We start from the raw sequence: 22864 nt of genomic DNA, 5'->3' as shown, positions 1-22864 counted from the left end.
AAACAGCATCTGTACCCGAGCACTTAACGCGCTGCCCCAAGGGCAACGCAGTTCCATAAAAACAACAGCGAGGTGAAAGCATGTCTGGTAATCGTGGTGTCGTGTATCTCGGCAACGGCAAGGTCGAAGTACAGAAAATCGACTATCCCAAAATGCAGGACCCCCGTGGCAGGAAGATTGAGCACGGCGTCATCCTGCGCGTGGTCTCCACCAACATCTGCGGCTCCGACCAACACATGGTGCGCGGCCGTACCACCGCCCAGACCGGCCTGGTGCTGGGGCATGAAATCACCGGTGAAGTCATCGAGAAGGGCAGCGACGTCGAGAACCTGAAAATCGGCGACCTGGTGTCCGTGCCCTTCAACGTCGCCTGTGGCCGCTGCCGCTCGTGCAAAGAGCAACACACCGGCGTATGCCTGACCGTCAACCCTGCCCGTGCCGGCGGCGCCTACGGCTACGTGGACATGGGCGACTGGACTGGCGGCCAGGCCGAGTACGTGTTGGTGCCGTATGCCGACTTCAACCTGCTGAAACTGCCGGACCGTGACAAGGCCATGGAGAAAATCCGTGACCTGACCTGCCTCTCCGACATCCTGCCCACTGGCTACCACGGCGCTGTTACTGCCGGCGTCGGCCCAGGCAGCACTGTCTACATCGCGGGTGCCGGCCCGGTGGGTCTGGCGGCTGCCGCCTCCGCTCGCTTGCTGGGTGCAGCGGTGGTGATCATCGGCGACGTCAACTCGATCCGCCTGGCCCACGCCAAGGCCCAGGGTTTTGAAGTGGTCGACCTGTCCACCGACACCCCGCTGCACGAACAAATCGCCGCGTTATTGGGCGAGCCCGAAGTGGACTGCGCCGTTGACTGCGTGGGCTTCGAAGCACGCGGCCACGGCCACGACGGTGTCAAGGCCGAAGCCCCGGCCACCGTGCTCAACTCGCTGATGGGCGTGGTACGTGTGGCAGGCAAGATCGGTATCCCAGGCCTGTATGTGACCGAAGATCCAGGTGCTGTCGATGCCGCCGCGAAAATGGGCAGCCTGAGCATTCGCTTTGGTCTGGGCTGGGCCAAATCCCACAGCTTCCACACCGGGCAGACGCCAGTGATGAAGTACAATCGCCAACTGATGCAGGCGATCATGTGGGACCGTATCAACATCGCTGAGATCGTCGGCGTGCAGGTGATCAGCCTGGATGATGCGCCACGTGGCTATGGCGAGTTCGATGCGGGTGTACCGAAGAAGTTTGTGATTGATCCGCACAAGCTGTTCAGTGCGGCGTAAAGGCAAAGCAAACAAAGGGCGACCCGCGGGTCGCCCTTTGTTTAACAAAGACGCGCATCATTCTCGCGATGAGCTGCCAAGGCTCACCTGTCCGGGTGCAAGACCAAAAACTTCTACGCCCTCGGCGTTGGCATGGCCCACCTCTACGATCCGGCGTTCAATCGGCTGGCCCTCGCCTTTACGGTAAATCACGACCATTTCACTGCCTTCCTGGCTTATCGCTTCGGGCGCCACGATGATGGCCTGTTCATTGTGGTAGGCCGTGATGTTCAGGCGTGCGCTCATACCGGGACGGATACGCTTGGCCTGTCCTGGCGTCAATGCCGCCACGCTCAGTGTGACGGGAAACAGTGCACTGTCACCGGGGTCATCGCTGGGCAAGGCCAGGTTGCCGACCGCTTGCACATGGCCAAGCAGCGGCTCGCCGAGAAATCCATCACCCAGGATTTCAACGCGCTGTCCCGGTTGCAGCTGGTTGATATCCAGCTCGGATGCCGTAGTGACGATCTTCAGTGTTTCGGTATTGGCCAAACCCAGCAGAGCCTGATTCTGACTGACCCTTGAGCCGGTCTGTACGAGAGGCGTTACTTCGGCCCCTTGTGCGGCATTTACAGGAACAATAACGCCGGTGAACGGTGCTACCACGACTTGTTTGGCAATCAACCGTTGCAGCTGTTCGTACCTCACCGTGGCATTGGTCAGCTCCATTTCGGCAATCTGCCGAGCCTGCCCTTTCCCTTCGTCTAATAACGCGTTCAGCTCGTTTTGAGCGCTGCTGCGTTCAAGTCGTTGCAACTTCGTTTGCTGCTCCAGTTCGTCAAGTTCGTTGCGCGCAATAATGCCGCGTTCGAACAGATGGCGGTTTTCTCGTAGCCTGCCTTCCAGGTTGCTCAGTGAGATGTCGGCGGTGCGTAACGCACGACGCGCTCGTGTGACTTGAGTGCCATTTTCCCAATTGTTCAACTCGTGCACGGTTCGTTGGGCTTTGAGTTGCCCGGACAGGGCTTCGCGTAACTGCAGCTCGATCAGCGTAGGGTCCATGCTCAGAAGCGCTTGGCCTTTCTGTACCCACTGGCCCTGTTCGGCTTCGAGGGACTGGATAACGCCTTCGAATGGTGCGTTGAGCACGATGGTTTGGATAGGCTCGAATTTTCCGACCAGGCCGATATGTAGTGTCATTGGCTTGGTTTGCACGCTCACCCATTGCGGTGCGGGGGGCGGCGCAATCGCAACTTTTTTCACGATCAATGCAGCGCCAATCAACGCTATCAGCATCATCGAACCTATGCGCCAATAGTGCGAGTGACAGGCCTTTTCAGTGTGGGCCTTCAAGTGCAATCTCCCATTTTTCCAAGGTCATGCCGAGGGTTTCGTCCAATTGCGTCTGGGCGTTCAGATAAGCGATGAGTGCGTTGATACGTGCATTTTCCGCATCGCGCAGATCGTTTTCGAAACTGATGATTTGAAAATTGCTGGAGCGCCCGACGCTGAGTTTTTCGCGCTCGATGTCCAGCTTGCGCGTGGACAGTTCGTTGGCACGCAGGGCGATTTCATATTGACGCCAGCGGGTGCCCAGTTCGCGCACTACGTTGCTGACGTTGCGTTCCAATTCTTGACGGGCGTCGGCGATTAGCAACTGCTGTTGTTCTACATTGATACGCGCACGTGTCTGCGCTTGGCGGGTGCTGATGTCGCCGATGGGGATTTCCAACTGAAGGCCGGTATAGCTTTCCCAGCGCCGAGCAGAGCCGGTGCCTGGGTGCTCACGCACCTGACTGGCACCCGCCACCAGAGAGAGGTCCCAGCGAGCGGCATCCTTGGCGAGGATCATGTCCAACGCGGCCTGCTGGCCATTGAGCAATGTGGAGAGGTACTGAGGTTGCTGAGCTTGCGCCAGGTGTATGGCTTGTGGCAGATCGACCTCCAGTGGAGTTGCCTGTACGGCCTCGGTGGCCTGAATGTTCGTGGACAAATCCAGTGCCAGCAGGCGCAGCAGGGCGAGGCGTTGAATATCCAGCTGGTTTTGCGCTTCTTCGACACTCAGTTCCTGGACGGCGATGTCAGCTTCGGTCTGCACGATTTCAAATTGAGCCATGCGCCCGGCGTTGATCAGTGCTTTGTTCACCGTCAACAAGGCCCGCGCCCTTTGAAGCGACGCCTGGACGATGCCCAGTTGCTCCTGAGCCCTGATCAGCTCCCGATAGGTTGTGATGATGGTGGAGACCGTTTGAGAAATATTCGCCTTGAGGTTCAGGCGGTTGGCTTGCTCTGAAAGTCTTGCGAGCCGCAGGGGGGCGGTGGTGACATCCGGGCCGGATCCGCGCAATAACGGTTGGATTATTTCCAGGTTTATCCCGTCGCTGCGCAGGTGGCCCACCTGCTCGGAATGGTTGAGCTGCTGGGTCCATCCCACGTTCAAGCGCGTGCCGTACTGTCCGAGCAACGTAGCCGTGGGGGTAAGTGCGAGTTGACGAGCTTGGTCTTCGCTGCTTCTGATGTTTGTGTATTCACTCTTGAGCAAGAGTTTTGGCTTGAACGCGTCCTCAGCCACGCGCAGGTCGAATTTTTGGCCCTCCCTTTGCAAGTAAGCGCTGCGTATTTCACGGTTGTTGCGCAGGCCAAGGTAAAGGGCATCCGCCAGACTCATGCCGATAGTCTGCTCGCTTAACAGCGAGGAGGCTTTGGCATTCTGGACACACAAGAAAAACGCTGCGGTCAGCACCAGGTATCTACTCGTCTTCACGCAGCGCTTCCACAGGTTGTAGCCGCGAGGCGGAAAGGGCGGGGTAAAGCCCAAAAAACATACCGACTACTATCGCGCTGCCAATGCCCAACGGCACCGACATTGGCGACAGCGCGAAGCTCCATCCCGATACACGGGCATAAATGAGGGCCAAGCCGACGCCCAGGATGGCTCCGGTAAGTGCTCCCAAGGTGGTCAAGGTCAGTGCTTCGATCATGAACAGGTTGCGGATATCGCGGGGACGAGCGCCCATGGCCATGCGCAAACCGATTTCTCGACGCCGTTGCGCGATGCTCATCAGCATGACGTTCATCACCCCGACACCACTGGTGATAAGCGAAATGCCAGCGAGGGCGGCTAGCAGATAGGTGAAGGTTCGATTCTGTTGGGACAGGCCGTCGATGATCTGCTGGGGGACCAGAACGTCGATGTCCTGGCCGGGAAATAGCTGTCTTAATCCGTGTTTGAAGTCGGACGCCACGCTACCAATAGGACGCGCGCCCGGAGCACGTGCGAAAACGTGGGTGACTGGCGCCCAAGCTTGTAGTCGGCTGACACCTTGCAGTGGAATAAACATGGAGGTGTTGGGGTCGAACGGAGCAATCGCCGACGCAAACCGTGGATGCAGAACGCCTATGACTTGGAACAGTGCATGTTGCACGCGTAGTGTGTCGCCTATGCGCACCGGCGTGCCAGCGCTGGAGAGTTCATCGGCGAGCTGGCGGCCTATCACTGCATGAGTGGCTTGGTCATCGAATTCGCTCAGAAAACGCCCTTCATGCACTTCCAAGCCCAACGCCTGTTTCAGTGGGGGCGTTGAGCCGATCAGTTGGATAGAAATGTCGCGCCCCTTGAACGTCACTGAGTTGCCCATCAGGGCAACGGGTGCAATGTTCACTAAATCAGGGACTTTATTGCGCAGTTGAGTAATGCCTGCGGGCAGCGGCGAGGTTTGCCTCGTATCTGCGGCATTTGAAACCTGTGCAACTAGTGTATCGACACCCATTCCCTGGAAGATTGCAGCGGCTTCTTCGGCGGCGTTGTGACCGATATTGATGAGGGCGACCACCGAGCAGCTCCCCATGACGACGCCGAGAAGGGTGAGCACTGCGCGTTTGCCCAAGGTCCGCAGGTTTGTTCTGACGTCATGTATCAGGTCGCGAAAAGTTTGGCTCCCGCCGCTCATCAGTTCTGACACGGTTCGTGCTCACGCAGGGTTCGGTCCTGAACGAAGATTTGTCTGTCCAGGCGCGCGGCGATGTCTAAATCATGGGTGACGACAATCAGCGTGACGCGGTGCTCACGATTGATTGCCAGCAACAACTCCAGAATGTCGTTTGCCGTGCGGCTGTCCAGATTGCCAGTGGGCTCGTCCGCGAGAATCAGGGAAGGCTCCCCCACGAGAGCTCGCGCAATTGCGACTCGCTGTCGTTGGCCGCCAGACAGATCGGCGGGGAGGTGATGTGCCCGGTGGCTGAGGCCGACCTGGTCGAGTCTGTGCATGGCACGCTGCAGGGCTACTCGCCGGCCAAGGCCACGGTAGGAGAGAGGCAAGGCGACGTTGTCCAGTGCGCTGAGGCGTGGCATCAGGTTGAAGTTCTGGTAGATGAAACCTAGGTGTCGGTTGCGTAACACGGCCAGTTGATCCGGTGTCGCCTTGGATGTGTCGTGTCCGTAAAACTCATACCGCCCTTCATCAGCCCGGTCCAAGAGGCCGAGTATGTTAAGTAATGTGCTCTTACCTGAGCCCGAAGTGCCAAGTACGGCACAGTGGTCACCTGCGTTTATCTGCAAGTTTATGTTCTCAAGAATTGAGATGGGCTGTTTGGCAAGTTGATAATGCTTGCATACGCCCTGCAGCGAGAGGGCGAGCGGGGGGGCAGGAATCACGAGCATTTGAAGTTCAGGATGTTCGATAAAGGAGGCGGGATGGCGACAATGTATTTGACTGTTCGCATGCAAACAAAAAACCGTGTGCGAGTTGTCTTTTCATTGGGCTAGGTGCCTGACGCCGGTGCTTTTGTAAATGCAAGAGCACCAGCGGCGAACAATCAGCGGCTTAGATCGAGATAAAGCATCTAGGGTCGGACCCGGACTTATCAAATATCATCTCAATTTCCGCACTTCGCAAACCGGGGTTATAGTTGGCCATTTTCAAATCATGCCATTGCCTGTCCTGCTTCATGGCATCTGCTGACTTTGTCACGCGGGTTCCATTTCGGCTGACGGTCTTTATATTGACATTGGCTTTGCTTCTGTCGGTGTGCCCGTCGGTTTTCACAATTCGGTACCTGTCTACGCGCACGTAATGTATGGTACTTCCGCTACCGGCAATAACGCCTTGAACGTAGCCGACAAACTTCCCAGTGCTGCATGAATGAGAAAATGCTGATTCAGTGACAGCTTGATTTGAGAAAGAGTTTCCAATCGGAACAGTGATGGTGCCGATAGCGCTCGCTAACCCGCTCGCACTTGCAACGGCCGGAAGGCCGAACAGCGCAATTGCAAGTAGTCCGGGTTTTAAGAAGGATTTAAACATGTCGTTCTCCGAAAAATTCATTGCTGTTTTCGGCACTTCGTGAGGGGCCTGGCCCGTGGATTGGTTGTTGTTAGAACGGGTTGGCTGCAGTCTGATAGTTTTCTATTGTTAGTTAAGTAGGACTTGTCTGAGGTTTGCTATTTCCAGCAAACCCGCTTCTACAGGTTCTTTGGAAACTGCCAGTTGATGCGCAAGCAAACAAAGGGCGACCTGCGAGTCGCCCTTTGCATCACTTAAGCGCCGTCAACCGCAAATAGGGATCGGCCACCTCACCGTTTTTTATCAAACGTTTTCCACCGTAATCACAGTGCACCTTACCGTCGCGCACGTTGATGGCTTCTGCCTGCAGTGCGTATTCCGGGTCCAGAAAATCATCGTTGGTCCCGGCGGTTTGCCCCGTCCATGTTTTGCCTTGGGTTTGGGCTGAATACTGATAGCCCTCGCCATAGGGCGGCGGCAGGTCGGGGTCTGTGTAGGGTTTTGAATGGATGTCGCTGACGGCAGGGCATTGGCCCGTGTCGACGGCCGCGTTGCGGGCTGGCAGGTTGTAGGCGGTGACTAGGGAAAAGAGATTAGGTACCCATCCGATCATTGTTATAACTCCTTGTCCACGAGGTAGTCCTCCCTGCTCTGCGTTGGGAGGCCGATCTGGGTGGGGCGTTACACGGGTTAGGTTCCTTGGAAGCTGCTACAGCAGGTTACGGGACATGCAACGGGTCGGCCGGTGAGTCTGCAAATGAGACCATCTCTGGGAGCAGGCTCGCCCGCGAAGGCGATGTGTCAGTCACTGCATTATCGCTTTCGCAGGCAAGCCCACTCCTACATTTAAACCGAGTGTCAGCCGGTGATTAGCGCGTGGCCAGGGCGCCTTGGTAGACGGTCGGCCCTGTCGGTTGCTTGCTCACCGAGCCACCCTTGGTTTCCGAACTCACCATCAGCTCCACCGGCTTGCTGATGCTTTCTTGCTGGCGCGGATTCAGGCCGATGATGCCTTTGCCATCCTCCGGCAGCAGGCCAAGGGATACCGGTGTGCCGTCTTTGGGAATCGCCCAGAGTTCAAGGCTTTGGTCCGGTGCAGGCGCCGTGGAGGCAATCGGCTGCACTTCCAGGTAATCCTTGTGGGCCATGATTTGTGCGGCTGGCTGCTGGGTCGTGGTCACCAATGTCGCCGCGGATTTGACGCTGTCCTGGGTGTAGAGCGCGCCGCCGATACCGGCAACCACTACCGCACAGGCGCCGATGAACAGGCGAGGGCGGCTCCAGAACGCAGGCTTGTGCTCAATCACTGGGGGTTGGATCGCAGTCATAAGTCTCTTCTCGACAAATTTTGTAGTCAGTTCATGGACCCGCTTATCCCCGATGGGTTCCTCAGGGGCTCCGGAACAACCGACGGGATACCCAGTCCAACGCCTGCGTTTACCCCTATACCCAGAGGTTGTTTCGATGAAGATTTCACGCGGTTTTGCCCTGTCCTGCCTGTTGACCGTGGCCGCCGGCCCGGTGTTCGCCGCAGGTTTCAGCCTTGGCGATGCAGCCAATGCCATTTCCGGCATGCAGGGTGGCAACAACAAGGCTGCCGCCGCCGCGCCCACCTCGGAGACGGCCGACCTGCTGACGGCCTTGACCTCGCAACTGAACATCACCCCCGAGCAAGCAGTGGGCGGCACGGGCGCCATGCTGGGTCTGGCCAAGAACAAACTGAGCGGCAATGACTTCTCGCAGCTGAGTAACAGTGTGCCGGGCCTCGACAAGCTGTCGGGTGATAACGCATTGGGCAGCCTCGGGGCCTTGAGCGGGATGCTCGGCCAAACCGGTGGCAGCAAGACCAGCGGCCTGGACGGCCTGTTGGGCAACGTGAAAAGCACCAATGACTTGAACACCGCCTTCAGCGCATTGGGCATGGACAGCGGCATGGTCGGCCAGTTTGCCCCGGTGATCCTGAAATACCTGGGCGGCGAGGGGGCCAGCAGTTCCGTGCTGGGCAAATTGGCTCAGGCCTGGGGTACCGGCAGCTAAGGCTCTTGGCGCAGTTGTTCGATGCGCGCATCCTTTTCCATCCAGAGCTGGTTGACCCAGTTCTGGACGGTCTGGCGAAACGCCGGATCGTTCTCGTAATCCCCTTGCCACAACGCCGGGTCCAGTTCGCGGGTACGGATATCCACGATCACCTTCGGCACTGCGCCGCTGATCAAGTCCCAGAACCCCGGAATCTTTTGCTGCGGATACACCACGGTCACGTCGAGGATCGCGTCCAGTTGTTCGCCCATCGCCGCCAGCACAAATGCCACGCCGCCCGCCTTGGGCTTGAGCAATCGGGTAAACGGTGACGCCTGCTGCTTGCGCTTGGCCTCGTTGAACCGCGTGCCCTCCAGGTAATTGACCACCGTGACCGGCTGGCGCTTGAACAGCTCGCAGGCCTCTTTGGTGATCTTCAAATCCTGCCCCGCCAGCTCCGGGTGCTTGGCCAGGAACGCCTTGGTGTAGCGTTTCATGAAGGGGTAATCCAGCGCCCACCAGGCTAGGCCGAGGAAGGGCACCCAGATCAGTTCTTTTTTCAGGAAGAACTTGAAGAACGGCGTGCGCCGGTTCAATGCCTGGATCAGCGCGGGAATATCGACCCAGGATTGGTGGTTGCTGATCACCAGGTAAGAGGTATCGCCGCGCAGGTCTTCGCCACCGCGAATATCCCATTGGGTGGGGATGCACGCGGCGAAGATCAGCTTGTCGATCTCGGCCCAGGTCTCGGCGATCCACATCACCGCCCAGGACGCATAGTCACGCGAGCGGCCCGGCGCCATCAGCTTGAGCAAGGCGAAGACCATCAAGGGGCCGATCAGGATCAGCGTGTTGACTAACAGCAGCAGTGTAACCAGACAGCCGGTGAGCAGGCGGCGCATAAGCAACTCTTGGGATTCTGTGGGCGGGCCATGATAAGCAAGGTGAGTCTAGAGGCCAAATCGCAAATTGCCCGACGAATGTTTCACACTGTGCGCGATATGCTCGGTCATCCAACTAAGTGCTGTGTTTGCGGTCTAGACTCCGCCCACTTCTTTCGAGGAAATCCTGCCGTGAAATTGCTCCTTGCCGCGTTCGCCCTGGTTGCTGTGCCTGTCATGGCCGCCGAACCGACCCTCTACGGTCGCTACGAATACATCCAGTTGCCGGAGATCGGCCAGACGTTCAAGGCCAAGATGGACACCGGCGCGCTGACCGCCTCGCTGTCGGCGCGCGACATCGAAACCTTTCAGCGCGACGGCGATGACTGGGTGCGCTTCCGCCTCGGCGGTGAAGACGCGGGTAACAAGGTCTATGAGCACAAGGTGTCGCGCATCAGCAAGATCAAGAGCCGCGCCGACGAAGATGATGACAAGGACGAAGCCAGTGTGGCCAAGCGCCCGGTGATCGATCTGGAGATGTGCCTGGGCGACGTCAAGCGCACCGTCGAGGTCAACCTCACCGACCGCAGCAGCTTCAACTACCCGCTGCTGATCGGCGCCAAGGCCTTGCGTGAATTTGGCGCTGCGGTAAACCCGGCACGTCGCTACACTGCCGACAAACCGGACTGCTGATTGAACCCATGCCGCACATCCTGATTGTCGAAGACGAAGCGGCAATAGCCGACACGCTGATCTTTGCCCTGCAAGGCGAGGGCTTCACCACCACCTGGCTGACGCTCGGCCAGGCGGCGCTGGAACATCAGCGCCTGACCCCGGCCGACCTGATCATTCTCGACATCGGCCTGCCGGACATCACCGGCTTTGAAACCTGCAAGCAATTGCGCCGCTTCAGTGAAGTGCCGGTGATGTTCCTCAGCGCACGGGATGCTGAGATCGACCGGGTGGTAGGGCTGGAGATCGGTGCCGACGATTATGTGGTCAAGCCTTTCAGCCCGCGGGAAGTGGCGGCGAGGGTCAGGGTGATTCTCAAGCGGGTCGGCCCGGGTGTGGCGCCAACCCTGTTCCAAGTGGATCTGGAACGCATGCAGATTCTCTATCGCGGCCAACCCTTGAGTCTCACGCGTCATGAGTTCCGCCTGCTGCAAAGTCTGCTGGACCAACCCGAGCGCGTGTTCAGCCGCGAGCAACTGCTGGACGCGGTGGGCGTACCCTTTGATGCCGGTTACGAGCGCAATATCGATAGCCATATCAAGAGTGTGCGCAGCAAACTCAGGAGCGTGGCGGCGGATGCCGAGCCGATCCAGACCCATCGTGGCCTTGGCTATAGCTACAGCCCGAGACACAGCTGATGCGTCTTGGGCTGCGGATTTTCCTGGTGTATGCGCTGTTTATCGGCCTGACCGGCTACTTCGTGCTCAACACCGTGATGAAGGAAATCCGCCCCGGCGTGCGCCAGTCCACCGAAGAAACATTGGTGGACACCGCCAACCTGCTGGCTGAAATCCTGCGTGCAGACGTTAAAAACGGCACCCTCGGCCAGAGCCATTGGCCCGAGCTGCTCAAGGCCTATGGCAACCGTCAGCCGGGTGCGGTGATCTGGGGGCTGCCGAAAAACCAGGTCAACCATCGCATCTACGTGACCGACGCCAAGGGCAGGGTATTGCTCGACTCCAGCGGTGAAGCGGTGGGCCAGGACTATTCGAAATGGAACGACGTGTACCTGACCCTGCGTGGCGAATACGGTGCGCGCTCCACCCGCAGCGATGCAGACGACCCCACCTCATCGGTGATGCACGTGGGGGCGCCGATTCGCGATAACGGCCAGATCATCGGCGTGGTCACGGTGGCCAAGCCCAACAGCTCGTTGCAACCCTACGTGGATCGCACCGAGCGGCGCCTGCTGTGGTACGGCGCCGGGCTGGTCACCCTGGGGCTGCTGCTGGGCGCGCTATTGTCATGGTGGCTGACGGCGGCCCTCAGGCGCCTTACCGCCTATGCCGAAGCCGTGAGCGAGGGCCGCCGCGCCGAGTTGCCGCATTATCGCGGCGGCGAGCTCAAGCAGTTATCCACCGCCGTGGAACACATGCGCACGCAGCTGGAAGGCAAGGCTTACGTAGAGCGCTACGTGCATACGCTGACCCATGAACTGAAGAGCCCGTTGGCGGCGATTCGCGGTGCAGCAGAGCTGTTGCAGGGTGACATGAGCCGCGAGCAGCAGCAGCGGTTTGTCGGCAATATCGACAGCGAAAGTGCGCGCCTGCAACAGTTGATCGAACGCCTGTTGAACCTGGCCCAGGTGGAGCAGCGCCAGGGTCTGGAAGAGCAGTCGAGCATTCCTTTGGCAACGCTGGTTGAAGATGTGCTGAAGGCTCAATGTGCACGAATCGAAGGCGCCGGCTTGCAGGTGGAGCAGGCCATTGCTGGCGATGTGAAGGTGTTTGGTGAGCCCTTCCTGTTGCGCCAGGCCCTGGGCAACCTGCTCGACAATGCTCTGGACTTCACCCCACCCGGCGGCACGCTGCGGTTTAGCGCCCAGGTGCAGCATCACGATGTGCAGGTCAGCCTGTTTAACCAGGCCAAGGCGATTCCCGATTACGCCTTGCCGCGCCTGAGCGAGCGGTTCTACTCGCTGCCACGTCCGGCCAGCGGGCGCAAAAGTACGGGCCTGGGGCTCAACTTTGTCGAGGAGGTGATGAAGCTGCACGGCGGCTCGTTGCAGATCGGCAACGTACCGGGCGGCGTGCAAGCGGTGCTGCATCTCCACACAGTCTCCACATTGCCCACATAAATCTCCCATACCGACTGGGCAGACTCTCCCCATCAAAACAGGGAGAGACCCATGAACCGCAACCTGCTTTTCAAATTGGGCGCGATTGCGCTGCTGATCCTGCTGTTGCTGATTCCATTGTTGATGATCAACGGCATCATCAGCGACCGCCAGCAACTGCGCGACGGCGTACTGATGGACATTGCCCGCCGTTCGAGCTTTGCCCAGCGCCTCACCGGGCCGGTGATGGTGGTGCCGTATCGCAAGACCGTGCGTGAGTGGAAGCTCAATGAAAAGCTCAACAAGCGCTACGAAGAAACCCGTGAAGAACGCGGCCGTCTGTATTTCCTGCCGGACCGGTTTGAGCTCGACGGCAAGGTGCAAACCGAACTGCGTGCGCGGGGCATTTACCAGGCGCGGCTGTTCCATGCCGACAACCGTATCAGCGGGCGTTTCGACTTGCCGGCGCAGTTGGGGATCACCGAAGACTTTGCCGACTACCGCTTTGAGCCGGCGTTTCTGGCGGTGGGCATCAGTGATATTCGTGGTATTGAAAACGCGCTGAAACTGGAGCTGGGTGACCAGCGGCTGGAGTTCTCGCCAGGCTCCCAAGTCGACTGGCTGGGCGAGGGCGTGCATGTGACGCTGCCGGCGCAGGACGGCAAGAAACCCGCCGTGCTGGAGTTCGCCTTCGACCTGCGCCTGCAAGGCACCGAGCAACTGCAAGTGGTGCCGGTGGGCAAGACCAGCCAGGTATCACTGGCGTCCAACTGGCCGCACCCGAGCTTTGTCGGCAACTTCCTGCCGGCTCAACGTGAGGTGACCGACCAGGGCTTCAGCGCCAATTGGCAGACGACATTCTTCTCCACCAACCTCGAACAAGCCCTGCAGAACTGCCTGGACGGGCAAGGCTGTGAAGACTTCAGCAACCGCAGCTTTGGGGTGAACTTCATCGACCCGGTAGACCAGTACCTCAAGAGCGATCGGGCGATCAAATATGCGCTGTTGTTTATCGCCCTGACCTTTGCCGGCTTCTTTCTCTTCGAGGTGCTCAAGAGTCTGGCGGTGCACCCTATCCAGTACGCCCTGGTGGGCGTGGCGCTGGCGTTCTTCTACCTGCTGCTGTTGTCGTTGTCCGAGCATCTGGGCTTTGCCCTGGCCTACCTGATATCCGCCAGCGCCTGTGTGGTGTTGATCGGCTTCTACGTATGCCATGTGCTGCGTAGCGTCGCCCACGGTGTGGGGTTTTCGGCCGGGCTGGCGGCGTTGTATGGCTTGCTGTACGGCTTGCTCAGTGCCGAGGATTACGCACTGTTGATGGGCTCGCTGCTGCTGTTTGGCCTGCTGGGTACGGTGATGGTGCTGACGCGCAAACTGGATTGGTATGGGGTGGGCAAGCGTAAGGTGGGGGAAGTGCAATGATCGGGCTGCGCGAAGATCAGCGGATGAAAGCGAGGATGGTCAACTTCCTCAATCACACCGCCTCTCACTGTAGGAGCGAGCTTGTGGTGGCGAGCAAGCTTGCTTGCGCTGGGGTGCGAAGCGCCCCTGATAAAGCCGGCTCCAGCTGCGCTGTCGAGCGGGAGCAAGCTCCCTCGCCACAACAAACTCGCTCCTGCAGGGGACTGGTCAAACCGGGGGTTGGGTCTGCTGCATCGAAGCCCGCTGGCTGACTTCGGCGTACCAGGCGGCGAGCTTGGGAGTGTCCGAGCGCCACTGAATATCCGGGTGGCGAAAGTCGATATAGCCCAGGGCACAGGCCACGCTGATGGCGGCGACGTCAAAGTGGCTGGCCAGTTCGGCAATGGCGTCCCGCTCCAGCTCGGCGAGGGCGCGGCGGATCTTGTTGCGCTGCTCATCCAGCCAGGGAGCCCAGTGTTTTTCTGGCGGACGCATGGCAGTCTCGTAACGTAGCAGCACGGCGGCATCCATGATGCCGTCAGCCATCGAGGCCAGGGTCAGGCGCCGCCAGCGGGCCGAGCCGTCGCGGGGGATCAACGGGTTGCCGACATGCTGGTGGTCGAGGTAGTCGAGAATCACCCGGCTGTCGTGCAATACCGAACCGTCGGCCAGGCGCAGGGCCGGGATCTTGCCCACGGGGTTGCCTTGCAGCACTTCGGCATCCGGGTTGACCGGCGTGGGCAGGCACGCGTGCAGGGCCACACGATCCTGCTGGCCGGTCTCGATCAGCAGCACGCGCACTTTACGCACGAAGGGCGAAGCGGGGTTGTGGAACAAGGTCATGCTGGGGGCGGACATGGGCATTCCTCTGTAGGAGCGAGCTTGCTCGCGAATAACGCCAACGATAACGCAGCTCGCCTGGTTTAACGCGGTGCTCTCAGGTTTTTCGCGAGCAAGCTCGCTCCTACAGTAGTTTGTAGACGGCAATGGCCGCGGGTATGCCCAGCCCGATCCAACTCAACGAATCCCACCACCCATCGCCCAGCAACGCCGCAAACAACCCGGCGGCACTGAGCAGGCCGATCCCCAGCGGTATGGCAAAGACCTTCCAGACATTCGACTGCCGCGGCTTCATACCTTGGCCGCCTTGCGCCGTACGATCCATAAGTAAATGCCGCTCACCAGCACGATGATGGTCAACACATCCAGCACCGCCCACAGGACCTTCATTGGCATGCCGCCGTAATCACCGAAATGCAGGGGTTGGGACATGCCCATGGCATCCATGTACCACGGCCGTTCGGCGATGGCGGTGACGGCCAGGGTGCTGGCGTCGATCAGGACCGGGGTCAGCAAATGGGAGGTCAGGTGGGTGCTGCCCTTCATGAACACGGCGTAGTGATGTTCGCTGGAAAAACGCGTGCCGGGGAAGGCGATAAAGTCTGGCTCCATACCCGGAGCGGCCTTGGCGGCAATGCTCAACAGCTCCGTGGCGGGCGCGCGTTGGGTCAGTGGCGGGGCGTTCTTGTAGGGTTCGATCATGGCGCTGAGGCTGTCCTCGCGCCACGCCGCGATGATCAAGTCGGCGCAGGCGCTGATCACGCCGGTTACCCCCACTACCAGCGCCCAGGTCAAAGTGACCACGCCGATCAGGTTATGCAGGTCGAGCCAGCGCAGGCGAGTGGACTTGTCCTGGCGCACGGTGGCGAACTTCAAGCGACGCATGAAGGGCAGGTACAACACCGTGCCCGAGATAATCGCCAGCACAAACAGAAGGCCCATGAACGCCAGCAACAACTTGCCGGGCAGGCCGGCAAACATATCCACATGCAGGCGCAGCAGGAACAGAGTGAAGCCCCCATTGGCAGACGGCATTTCGACGGTTTCGCCAGTGCGTGCATCGAGCATGAAGGTGTGCGACGAGTTCGGCTCAGTACCGGCTGTGGCCGCCATGATCGCGATCACGCCGTTATTGTCGTCTTCGTCCCAGGCAAGGTACTGCATGGCCTCGCCGGGGCGATGGGCCTGGGCTTTGGCTACAAGCTGCTCAAGGTTGAGCCGGGGCGTATCGGCAGGCATCTGCGCCAGTTCGGGCTCATTGCCCAGCAGGTGGTCGATCTCGTGGTGAAACACCAACGGCAGGCCGGTGAGGGCGAGCAGCAGCAGGAATACGGTGCAGATCAGGCTGGTCCAGGTGTGGATGAAGGACCAGCGGCGGATGGTTTTGCTTTTCATTGTCTAGCCTTCAGATGCACCAAAGCCGCCTTGTTGGGCGGCCTGGTGGTTAGCTCAGCTGATTACCACTGGTAGGTGGCGCTGGCGACGACGCTGCGTTGGTCGCCGAAGTAGCAATAGGAGCCATCACAGGTGGAAATGTAGTCTTTGTTGAACAGGTTGGTCGCGTTCACTTTCACCGATGCGCCCTTGAGGCTGTTGTCCAGGCGACCGAGGTCGTAATGCACGGAGCCGTCGAACACGGTGTAGGCGTTGGCCTTGCCGGCCCAGGTATTGGCTTGGTCGCCATAGGTATTGCCGGTGTAGCGTGCGCCGAAGCCGATACCGAAACCGTCGAGGGCACCGGTGTGCCAGGTGTAGTCGGTCCACAAGGACGCTTGTTGGTTAGGCATCAGTTGCAGGCGGTTGCCTTTGTACTGACCTTTTTGCACCTCGGACTTGGCCAGGGTGTAGGCCGCGATGACCTTGAGGTTTTCGGTCACATCAGACACGGCTTCCAGCTCCAAGCCCTTGACCTTTACTTCTCCGGTCTGGTCGGTCACGGAGGCACCACCGGACTGGAAGCTGGTGACTTGCACGTTCTTCTGGGTCAGGTCGTAGACCGCCGCACTCAGCAGGGTGTTGGAGCCGGGTGGCTGGTATTTGATCCCCAACTCCCACTGCTTGCCTTCCGTCGGCTTGAACGACTGGAGGGGGTCGACGCTGGCGTTGCTCGCAGGCTGGAACGACTCGGCGTACGAGAGGTAGGGGACGAAGCCCGAGTCGAACACATAGCTCAGCGCCGCATTGCCACTGAAATTCTTGCTGCGGTCGGTATTGGTCGCGTCGTTCTTGTTGAAGTAGGTGGTGCCCTGGTGCACCCAGTCTTCACGACCACCAAGAGTCAGGCGCCAGTTGTCCAGGGCCATCTGGTCCTGCACGTAAAGGCCGGTCTGCACGGTTTTCTGGTTGTAATCGTAGAACGCGGTGGAGCGCGCCGGGCGCACGATCGGCTGGCCATAGACCGGGTTAAAGATGTTCGTGGTGCCACCGTCGCCGAAAATCGCCAGGTACGAGGTGTCGGTGCGTTGATGATCCAGGCCCAGCAGCACGGTGTGGGAGATGTCGCCAGTGGCGAAGTCAGCCTGGAAGTTGTTGTCCACCGCGAACTGGCTGATGTCCTCGTCCACATTGGTCGAAGAGCGGCTGATGTCGCCATTGGCATCGGCGGGGGAGAAGGCAAACGAGCCTACCGTCAGTTGCTGGAACGCCAATTCGGATTTGGTGTAGCGCAGGTTCTGCTTGAATTGCCAGGTATCGTTGAAGCGGTGCTCGAACGCGTAGCCCAATGCGTAGTAGGTGCGGTCGTAGAAGTCGTAGTCCGGGTCGCCGAGGTTCTTGTGGTGGGAAACCTCGCCTAGCGGTGATTTGATTTTGGTGCCCTGGATCGGCAGGAACTGGCTGGTGGTGCCGGTATCGTCACGGGTGAACTGTGACAGCAAGGTCAGCTTGGTATCGGTGTCGATATTCCAGGTCAAGCTCGGTGCGATGTTGTACCGCTTGTTGTCGATATGATCGACCTGGGTACCGGCATCGCGTACCACGCCGCCAACGCTGTAGAGAAACTGGCCCTCATCATCGATCTTGCCAGTGCTTTCGAAATTGATCTGGCGGTAGTTGTCACTGCCGTATTGCATCTGGATGGCGTGGCTCGATTCAGCGCTGGGGCGGCGGCTGACCATATCCAGCAGGCCGCCCGGAGGGGTCTGGCCATAGACTGACGAGGCCGGACCGCGCAGCAGGGCGAGGCGGTCGAGGTTCCAGGTTTCGGCTTTCGGGTTGGCGTACACGCCACGGGGCAGTGGCAGGCCATCAAGGAATTGCGTCGGCTCGAAGCCGCGTACGCGCATCCAGTCGTAACGGGTGTCGCTGCCGTAGCTGGCAGACACGATACCGGGCATGTATTTGACCGCATCGTCGAGGTTCTGCACGTTACGGTCCTGCATTTGCTCGCGGGTGGCTACCGAGATCGAGCGTGGCGCCTCGACCAGCGCGGTATCGGTTTTGGTGCCGGCGGCGGTACGCTTTGCTACATATCCCTCCACCGGCCCCCAAGCGCTTTCATAGCTGCCTTGGCCGGTGATGTTGGTGGTCGGCAAGGCAACGACGCCTTCCGGGACCGGCATCAGGGTGTAAGTGCCCGCACTGCTCTGCTCCAATTGCAACCCCGTCCCCCGCAACGCTTCCCGCAACGCGCCCTGCGCATCGAACTGGCCTTGGACCGGCGCCGAGGTCTTGCCGGCGGCGAGTGCAGGGTTGAGGGTCAGCGCCAGGCCGGCCTGGCTGGCGATCTGGTTCAGGGTGGTGGCCAGGGGCGCAGCGGGCAGGTTATAGGCGCGCACGCTGGAGGCTTGTTCGGCGGCGATCAGCGGGGAGCTGGCGAGCGGGGCGCTGAGGGCGATCGCCATGGCTAACAGGCTGGGGCGCAACAAGGTGTCTAGCGTGCGGGACATAAGGGCGGCTCCTGAATGGAAATATTTCTCAATTGCCTAGGTGCCGAGCGAGAGTCGAAAAGTGATAGGGCCGGGTGAAAATATTTTTTGCGGTGTGCTGTGATCGTTCCCAAGCTCCGCGTGGGAACGCCTCGTGTGACGCTCTGCGTCACGGCCTTGGACGCAGAGCGTCCGGGCTGCATTACCACGCGGGGCGTGGGAACGATCAAGCCTAAGGCTTACCCTTGACGGTCACCCACCACGGCGTGTGCTGCTCGATCTGCACCGGCAAAGTCGGCAACAACGCGTTCAATGCCAACGTGGTGTCGCGCAGCGGGAAACTGCCGGTGATGCGCAGGTCGGCCACGTTCTTATCCACCCCCAGGTAGCCGGTGCGATAGCGCGCCAATTCCTCGATCACATCCCCCAGCCGAGCGTTGTCGACTACCAGCATGCCGCGCGTCCAGGCATCGGTAGCCGGCGTGACGGCCAACAGTGGCCCGAGCCCGTCGCTGCGCATCAGCACTTGCTGGCCCGCCTTGAACACTTGTTCCTGGTGCAGCGCCTCGGGCTGGGCGGCCACGGCAGACTGCAACACACTCAGGCGCGTAGCGTCGTCTTCGCGCTTGACGATAAACCGGGTACCCAGCGCCCGCAGGCTGCCGTCGCGGGTTTGCACGTAGAAAGGGCGCGAATCGTCGTGGCCGGTTTCGACGAGAATTTCGCCTGCCTGCAACACGATCAAGCGGCGTGTTTCGTCGAAGCGCACATCAATGGCGCTGTGGGTGTTGAGGTTTATTCGCGTGCCGTCCGCCAGCTTCAGCGTGCGCTGTTCACCGGTGGCGGTGCGCTGGTCGGCCAGCCAATAGTGAATAGGCACGTAACGCTCACCGGCAAACAGCGCCAGGCCGCACACCAGCACGATACTGGCCAGGCCCCGGCCCAGCTTGCGCACGCGCTGGCGAATGCCGTGGCGCGACTGCAGCAGCGCCGCCCGAGCCGGGCCCGAGGCCACGCTGAAACGCTGGTCGAGCATGCCCAACTGGCGCCAGGCGCGAGCGTGTTCCTCATCGCTGGCCAGCCACTTGCTGAACTCTTCCTGTTCCACCGCGCTGCCGTCGCCCGAGTCGAGGGACAGTTGCCAGGCAATCGCGGCATCCAGCACGCGCGACGACACCGGTTTGGAGCCGATCGCGGTCACGACGGCTCGCCATACAGTGCGATGTAGCACTGGCGAATGCCCTGGGCCAGGTATTGGCGCACGCGCGGCACCGAAACCCCCAGGCGCTGGGCGATCTCGGCATGGCCCAGGCCGTCGAGGCGGTTATAGAGGAACGCGGCGCGGGCCTTGCTCGACAACTTGCCGAGCAGGCGGTCGATGGCCTTGAGGTCTTCGAGGATCAGTTGCTGGGCTTCCGGCGAAGGCTGTTCGTTTTCCGGGATCAGCATCAATTCGGTGAGGTAGGCCTGTTCCAGGGCCGCACGACGGAAATAGTCAAACAGCAAACCCTTGGCGATGGCCACCAGGAACGCCCGCGGTTCGCGGGGCTCGCGCAACTCATCACGGCCCAACAGGCGCATGAAGGTGTCCTGGCTCAGGTCTTCGGCACGGCTTGGGCACGCCACATTACGTCGCAGCCACGCCAACAGCCAGCCACGGTGGTCGCGATACAACGCACCAACAAGCTCACTGCGTGGGGTATGGACCGACGACAAGGCATCACCGAATAAGGTTTAAACTAACGAGAATTATTCGCGATTGTGTCAGAGGCGTAGGGTGGGCGCAATTGGCGTCTGTCGGGTGATCGTTCCCGCGCTCTGCGTAGGAATGCATCCCGCGATGCTCCGCGTCGGGCGCGAAGCGTTAAAGGGAAGGGGACTGCTTGCGTCGTTTCCATTGGGCCAAACGCTCATACAGCGCCTGGGGCGTATCGATCTGTTGCTGCCGCGCCCGGCTGAACAGGATCAACATCAGCTCCGCCGTCGCCAGTGCATCGGCGCTGGCATGGTGGCGTTCGCCGGCCTGTAGCCTGAAGTGGTTGAGCCAGTCGTCCAGCCCGGCTTCGCGGATATGCGCCTCTGGGCATAACAGCGGGGCCAGGTCTGCTACATCCAGGAACGGATGGGCCAGGCGATAACCCAGGCTGTCCTTGAGCGCCCGGCACAGCATGTGTTGATCAAACGGCGCATGGAAGGCCAGCAGCGGACTATCGCCCACGAACGCCATGAAATCCAGCAACGCCTCGGCCGGGTCGCTGCCGGCGGCAATTGCACTGGGCCCCAGCCCGTGGATCAGCACACTGGGGCTGAGCTTGGTGTCGGTGCGCTGCAGGGTACGTTCGAACAGTTGGGAGAAATCCACCGCACCGTCTTCGATGACCACGGCGCCGATGGACAGCACCTGGTCGCGGTGAAGGTTCAGGCCGCTGGTTTCCAGGTCCACCACTACCCAGCGCTGGCTGCGCAATGGGCCGTTGCCCAGTTCGGCGGGCTTGGGTAAATGCTCCAGGCGCTGCTGTTGCGCAGCGTTGAGCCCGGGCTTTTTCGCGCGCAGCCAGCCAAACAAACTCATAGCTGATACCGCAAGCTCAGGCTGCTTTGCAGGCGTTGGGCCTGGCGCAGGGACTCACGCAGGATGCGCCGGTCCAGGTGGTTGAGGCTGTCGGGGTCGACGCGGTTGGAATAGGGCAGGTTCTCGCGGGTCTGCAATTGGTGCTGCTGCATGCGGGTCTGCTGGATAAAGTGGTAGGCCTCTTCATAGGCGGCGCCATCCAGGGGTTCGATCACGGCCTTATCCACCAACTGGCGCAGGCGTTCCAGGGTGTTGTTGGCGTGGATGCCATTGGCCAGGGCCAACAGGCGCGCGCCATCTACAAAAGGCGTAAGGCCCTGCACCTTGAGGTCGAGGGTGGCCTTTTCGCCATTTTTGCGGGTCAGCACGAACTCGCGAAAACGCCCTACCGGCGGGCGTCGCAATAGTGCATTTTCGGCCAGCATCCGTTGGAACAAGCGGTTATCCGCCACCTGATCGAGAATGCCCTGGCGCAGTTGCTCGCAACCGCGCTCTTCGCCCCACACCACGCGCAAGTCAAAATAGATGCTTGAGCCCAGCAGGTTTTCCGGCGTCGCTTCACGAATGAACGCGCCGAAGCGCCGCGCCCACTCCACGCGGGACAAGCACAGCTCGGGGTTGCCGGCCATGATATTGCCCTTGCACAGGCTGAAGCCGCACAGCGCCAGGCTTTGGTTGATGTGCTGCGCCAGCGGTAGCAAGCGCTCACGCCTTTCGGCGGCTTCGACGGCGTCCTTGGCCTCGAACAGGATGCCGTTGTCCTGGTCGGTGTACAGCGTTTGTTCGCGGCGGCCTTCACTGCCAAAGCACAGCCAACTGAAGGGCACGCCGGGGTCGCCTTTTTCCGCGAGGGTCAGCTCGATCACCCGGCACACGGTGTGGTCGTTGAGCAGCGTAATGATGTGGGTGATCTGGGTGGATGAGGCGCCATGGGCGAGCATGCGCTCCACCAACTGGCCGATTTCACCGCGAATCGCCACCAGGTTTTCCACCCGGGGCGCGTTGCGGATGGTGCGGGCCAAGTGCACCAGGTCCACACGCTGCAAGGAAAACAAGTCACGCTCGGAGACCACGCCACACAGGCGCTGGTCTTGCACCAGGCACACATGGGCGATATGCCGCTCGGTCATGGCGATGGCTGCGTCGAAAGCGCTGTGCTCCGGGCTCAAGTAAAACGGCGCCTGGGTCATGTGCCCGGCAATGCTCTGGCCGAAGTCGCTGGCGCCATCGGCGACCACCTGACGCAGATCGCGCAGAGTGAAGATGCCCAGGGGCGCCTTGTGTTCGTTGACGATCACAATGCTGCCGACCTGTTGTTCGTGCATCAAGGTCACCGCTTCGCGCAACGGTGTGTGCGGGCTGCAGGTGACCGGGTGGCGCATGGCCAATTCACCCAGGCGGGTATTCAAGGAGTATTGGGTGCCGAGGGTTTCCACGGCTTTTTGCTGTACCTGCTGGTTGACCTGGTCGAGCAGGCTGCTGACCCCGCGCAAGGCGAAATCACGAAACGGGCTGGACAGCGCGAACAGCTTGATAAAGGCCGGTTTGTTCAATTGCAGGCAGAAGGTGTCTTCAGCGGCTTTGTGTTCTGTACGGGTCGCGCGCTCACCCAGCAAGGCGGCGAGGGGGAAGCATTCGCCGGTGGCGATTTCAAAGGTGGTGTCCGCCGAGTCTGGACGCTCACCCACGACCCGGCCCTGCTTGACGATATAAAAGTGCTCGACCGGGCCGCCCGACGGTTTGAGGATGCTGTCGCCGGGGCCGTAGAAACGCAGTTGGCACTGCTCCACCAGGAAAGCCAGGTGCGCCTGTTCCATCTGGTTGAACGGCGGGAAGCGTTGCAGGAATTGCAGGGTGCCGTGGATGTTCTGCAACACAGCGGTTTTACCCGCCTGTGCGAATGCATCAGCTTTACTCATAACAGTGACCGCAGTGTTTTTGTCGTTATCGTGCTGCATG

22 protein-coding genes are annotated in these 22864 nt (G+C 60.3%); 6 read left to right on the top strand and 16 right to left on the bottom strand.

Annotation, left to right across the window (positions count from 1 at the left end; genetic code table 11):
* Positions 1-80: 80 nt before the first annotated feature.
* Positions 81-1280 (top strand): formaldehyde dehydrogenase, glutathione-independent, encoded by a 1200-nt coding sequence (gene fdhA, locus ACP7CZ_RS25045; RefSeq protein ID WP_014720230.1) that lies wholly within the window; start codon positions 81-83, stop codon positions 1278-1280.
* 57 nt (positions 1281-1337) lie between these two features.
* Here the strand turns inward: fdhA and ACP7CZ_RS25040 are convergent, their stop codons facing one another.
* The 7 genes from ACP7CZ_RS25040 to ACP7CZ_RS25010 form a co-directional block, all read right to left on the bottom strand.
* The gene (locus ACP7CZ_RS25040; RefSeq protein ID WP_373875521.1) at positions 1338-2558 is read right to left on the bottom strand and encodes an efflux RND transporter periplasmic adaptor subunit; all 1221 of its coding nucleotides are present in this window, start codon (positions 2556-2558) and stop codon (positions 1338-1340) included.
* A gap of 37 nt (positions 2559-2595) precedes the next feature.
* Positions 2596-4005, bottom strand: coding sequence for a TolC family protein (locus ACP7CZ_RS25035; RefSeq protein ID WP_232458739.1), 1410 nt, complete (start codon positions 4003-4005; stop codon positions 2596-2598).
* Positions 4006-4009: 4 nt separating this feature from the next.
* The gene (locus tag ACP7CZ_RS25030; RefSeq protein WP_371262629.1) at positions 4010-5221 is read right to left on the bottom strand and encodes an ABC transporter permease; all 1212 of its coding nucleotides are present in this window, start codon (positions 5219-5221) and stop codon (positions 4010-4012) included.
* Positions 5209-5919 carry an ABC transporter ATP-binding protein gene (locus tag ACP7CZ_RS25025; RefSeq protein WP_034128873.1) on the bottom strand — a complete coding sequence of 237 codons (711 nt, stop codon included), beginning with the start codon at positions 5917-5919 and terminating at the stop codon, positions 5209-5211. The genes ACP7CZ_RS25030 and ACP7CZ_RS25025 overlap by 13 nt, the downstream gene beginning before the upstream one ends.
* A gap of 163 nt (positions 5920-6082) precedes the next feature.
* Positions 6083-6562: a hypothetical protein gene (locus tag ACP7CZ_RS25020; protein ID WP_054896760.1), complete on the bottom strand. Its 480-nt coding sequence runs from the start codon at positions 6560-6562 to the stop codon at positions 6083-6085.
* A gap of 229 nt (positions 6563-6791) precedes the next feature.
* On the bottom strand, positions 6792-7154 hold the full coding sequence (locus ACP7CZ_RS25015; protein WP_034128871.1) for a hypothetical protein: 363 nt from the start codon (positions 7152-7154) through the stop codon (positions 6792-6794).
* A 256-nt stretch (positions 7155-7410) separates the two neighbouring features.
* Entirely contained in the window at positions 7411-7869 is a 459-nt protein-coding gene (locus tag ACP7CZ_RS25010) for an anti-sigma factor domain-containing protein (RefSeq protein WP_054896761.1), read from the bottom strand.
* A gap of 136 nt (positions 7870-8005) precedes the next feature.
* Here ACP7CZ_RS25010 and ACP7CZ_RS25005 point away from each other — a divergent pair, with 136 nt between their 5' ends.
* On the top strand, positions 8006-8578 hold the full coding sequence (locus ACP7CZ_RS25005; RefSeq protein ID WP_054920759.1) for a DUF2780 domain-containing protein: 573 nt from the start codon (positions 8006-8008) through the stop codon (positions 8576-8578).
* On the opposite strand, the gene ACP7CZ_RS25000 is transcribed toward ACP7CZ_RS25005, so the two are convergent.
* Positions 8575-9459, bottom strand: a complete 885-nt coding sequence (locus ACP7CZ_RS25000) for an acyltransferase (protein WP_054896763.1) — start codon at positions 9457-9459, stop codon at positions 8575-8577. The two genes, ACP7CZ_RS25005 and ACP7CZ_RS25000, sit on opposite strands and share 4 nt — an antisense overlap.
* A gap of 171 nt (positions 9460-9630) precedes the next feature.
* Between ACP7CZ_RS25000 and ACP7CZ_RS24995 the strand changes: the two genes are divergently transcribed.
* The 4 genes from ACP7CZ_RS24995 to creD are packed head-to-tail and all read left to right on the top strand — an operon-like array spanning position 9631 to position 13648.
* Positions 9631-10131 carry an ATP-dependent zinc protease family protein gene (locus ACP7CZ_RS24995; protein WP_014720226.1) on the top strand — a complete coding sequence of 167 codons (501 nt, stop codon included), beginning with the start codon at positions 9631-9633 and terminating at the stop codon, positions 10129-10131.
* 8 nt (positions 10132-10139) lie between these two features.
* Entirely contained in the window at positions 10140-10808 is a 669-nt protein-coding gene (gene creB, locus ACP7CZ_RS24990; protein ID WP_054896765.1) for a two-component system response regulator CreB, read from the top strand.
* The gene (gene creC / locus ACP7CZ_RS24985) at positions 10808-12247 is read left to right on the top strand and encodes a two-component system sensor histidine kinase CreC (protein ID WP_294138534.1); all 1440 of its coding nucleotides are present in this window, start codon (positions 10808-10810) and stop codon (positions 12245-12247) included. Before creB ends, creC begins: the two co-directional genes overlap by 1 nt.
* A 51-nt stretch (positions 12248-12298) precedes the next feature.
* Complete coding sequence (gene creD / locus ACP7CZ_RS24980) at positions 12299-13648, top strand: cell envelope integrity protein CreD (RefSeq protein WP_294138536.1); 1350 nt, start codon at positions 12299-12301, stop codon at positions 13646-13648.
* A gap of 207 nt (positions 13649-13855) precedes the next feature.
* Here the strand turns inward: creD and ACP7CZ_RS24975 are convergent, their stop codons facing one another.
* From ACP7CZ_RS24975 to ACP7CZ_RS24940, 8 genes are all read right to left on the bottom strand, one after another.
* Entirely contained in the window at positions 13856-14485 is a 630-nt protein-coding gene (locus ACP7CZ_RS24975) for a glutathione S-transferase (protein WP_069868812.1), read from the bottom strand.
* Between the two features lie 106 nt (positions 14486-14591).
* Complete coding sequence (locus ACP7CZ_RS24970; protein WP_175550951.1) at positions 14592-14762, bottom strand: hypothetical protein; 171 nt, start codon at positions 14760-14762, stop codon at positions 14592-14594.
* Positions 14759-15862, bottom strand: a complete 1104-nt coding sequence (locus tag ACP7CZ_RS24965) for a PepSY-associated TM helix domain-containing protein (RefSeq protein ID WP_127881606.1) — start codon at positions 15860-15862, stop codon at positions 14759-14761. Before ACP7CZ_RS24965 ends, ACP7CZ_RS24970 begins: the two co-directional genes overlap by 4 nt.
* Before the next feature lie 62 nt (positions 15863-15924).
* Entirely contained in the window at positions 15925-18354 is a 2430-nt protein-coding gene (locus ACP7CZ_RS24960) for a TonB-dependent siderophore receptor (protein ID WP_054896770.1), read from the bottom strand.
* 211 nt (positions 18355-18565) lie between these two features.
* Entirely contained in the window at positions 18566-19534 is a 969-nt protein-coding gene (locus ACP7CZ_RS24955) for a FecR domain-containing protein (RefSeq protein ID WP_054896771.1), read from the bottom strand.
* A complete protein-coding gene (locus ACP7CZ_RS24950; RefSeq protein WP_034128860.1) occupies positions 19531-20049 on the bottom strand; it encodes an RNA polymerase sigma factor in 519 nt (172 codons plus the stop codon). The genes ACP7CZ_RS24955 and ACP7CZ_RS24950 overlap by 4 nt, the downstream gene beginning before the upstream one ends.
* A gap of 148 nt (positions 20050-20197) precedes the next feature.
* Positions 20198-20905 (bottom strand): 3'-5' exonuclease, encoded by a 708-nt coding sequence (locus ACP7CZ_RS24945; RefSeq protein ID WP_072445561.1) that lies wholly within the window; start codon positions 20903-20905, stop codon positions 20198-20200.
* Positions 20902-22824, bottom strand: a complete 1923-nt coding sequence (locus ACP7CZ_RS24940; protein ID WP_054896814.1) for a putative nucleotidyltransferase substrate binding domain-containing protein — start codon at positions 22822-22824, stop codon at positions 20902-20904. The genes ACP7CZ_RS24945 and ACP7CZ_RS24940 overlap by 4 nt, the downstream gene beginning before the upstream one ends.
* Positions 22825-22864: the final 40 nt, after the last annotated feature.

Source organism: Pseudomonas sp. DWP2-2, from assembly GCF_049897065.1.
GTDB classification, from domain to species: Bacteria; Pseudomonadota; Gammaproteobacteria; order Pseudomonadales; family Pseudomonadaceae; genus Aquipseudomonas; species Aquipseudomonas paracarnis.
The sequence above is the reverse complement of the archived record's forward strand: the minus strand, read 5'-3'. Positions and strand labels throughout refer to the sequence as shown.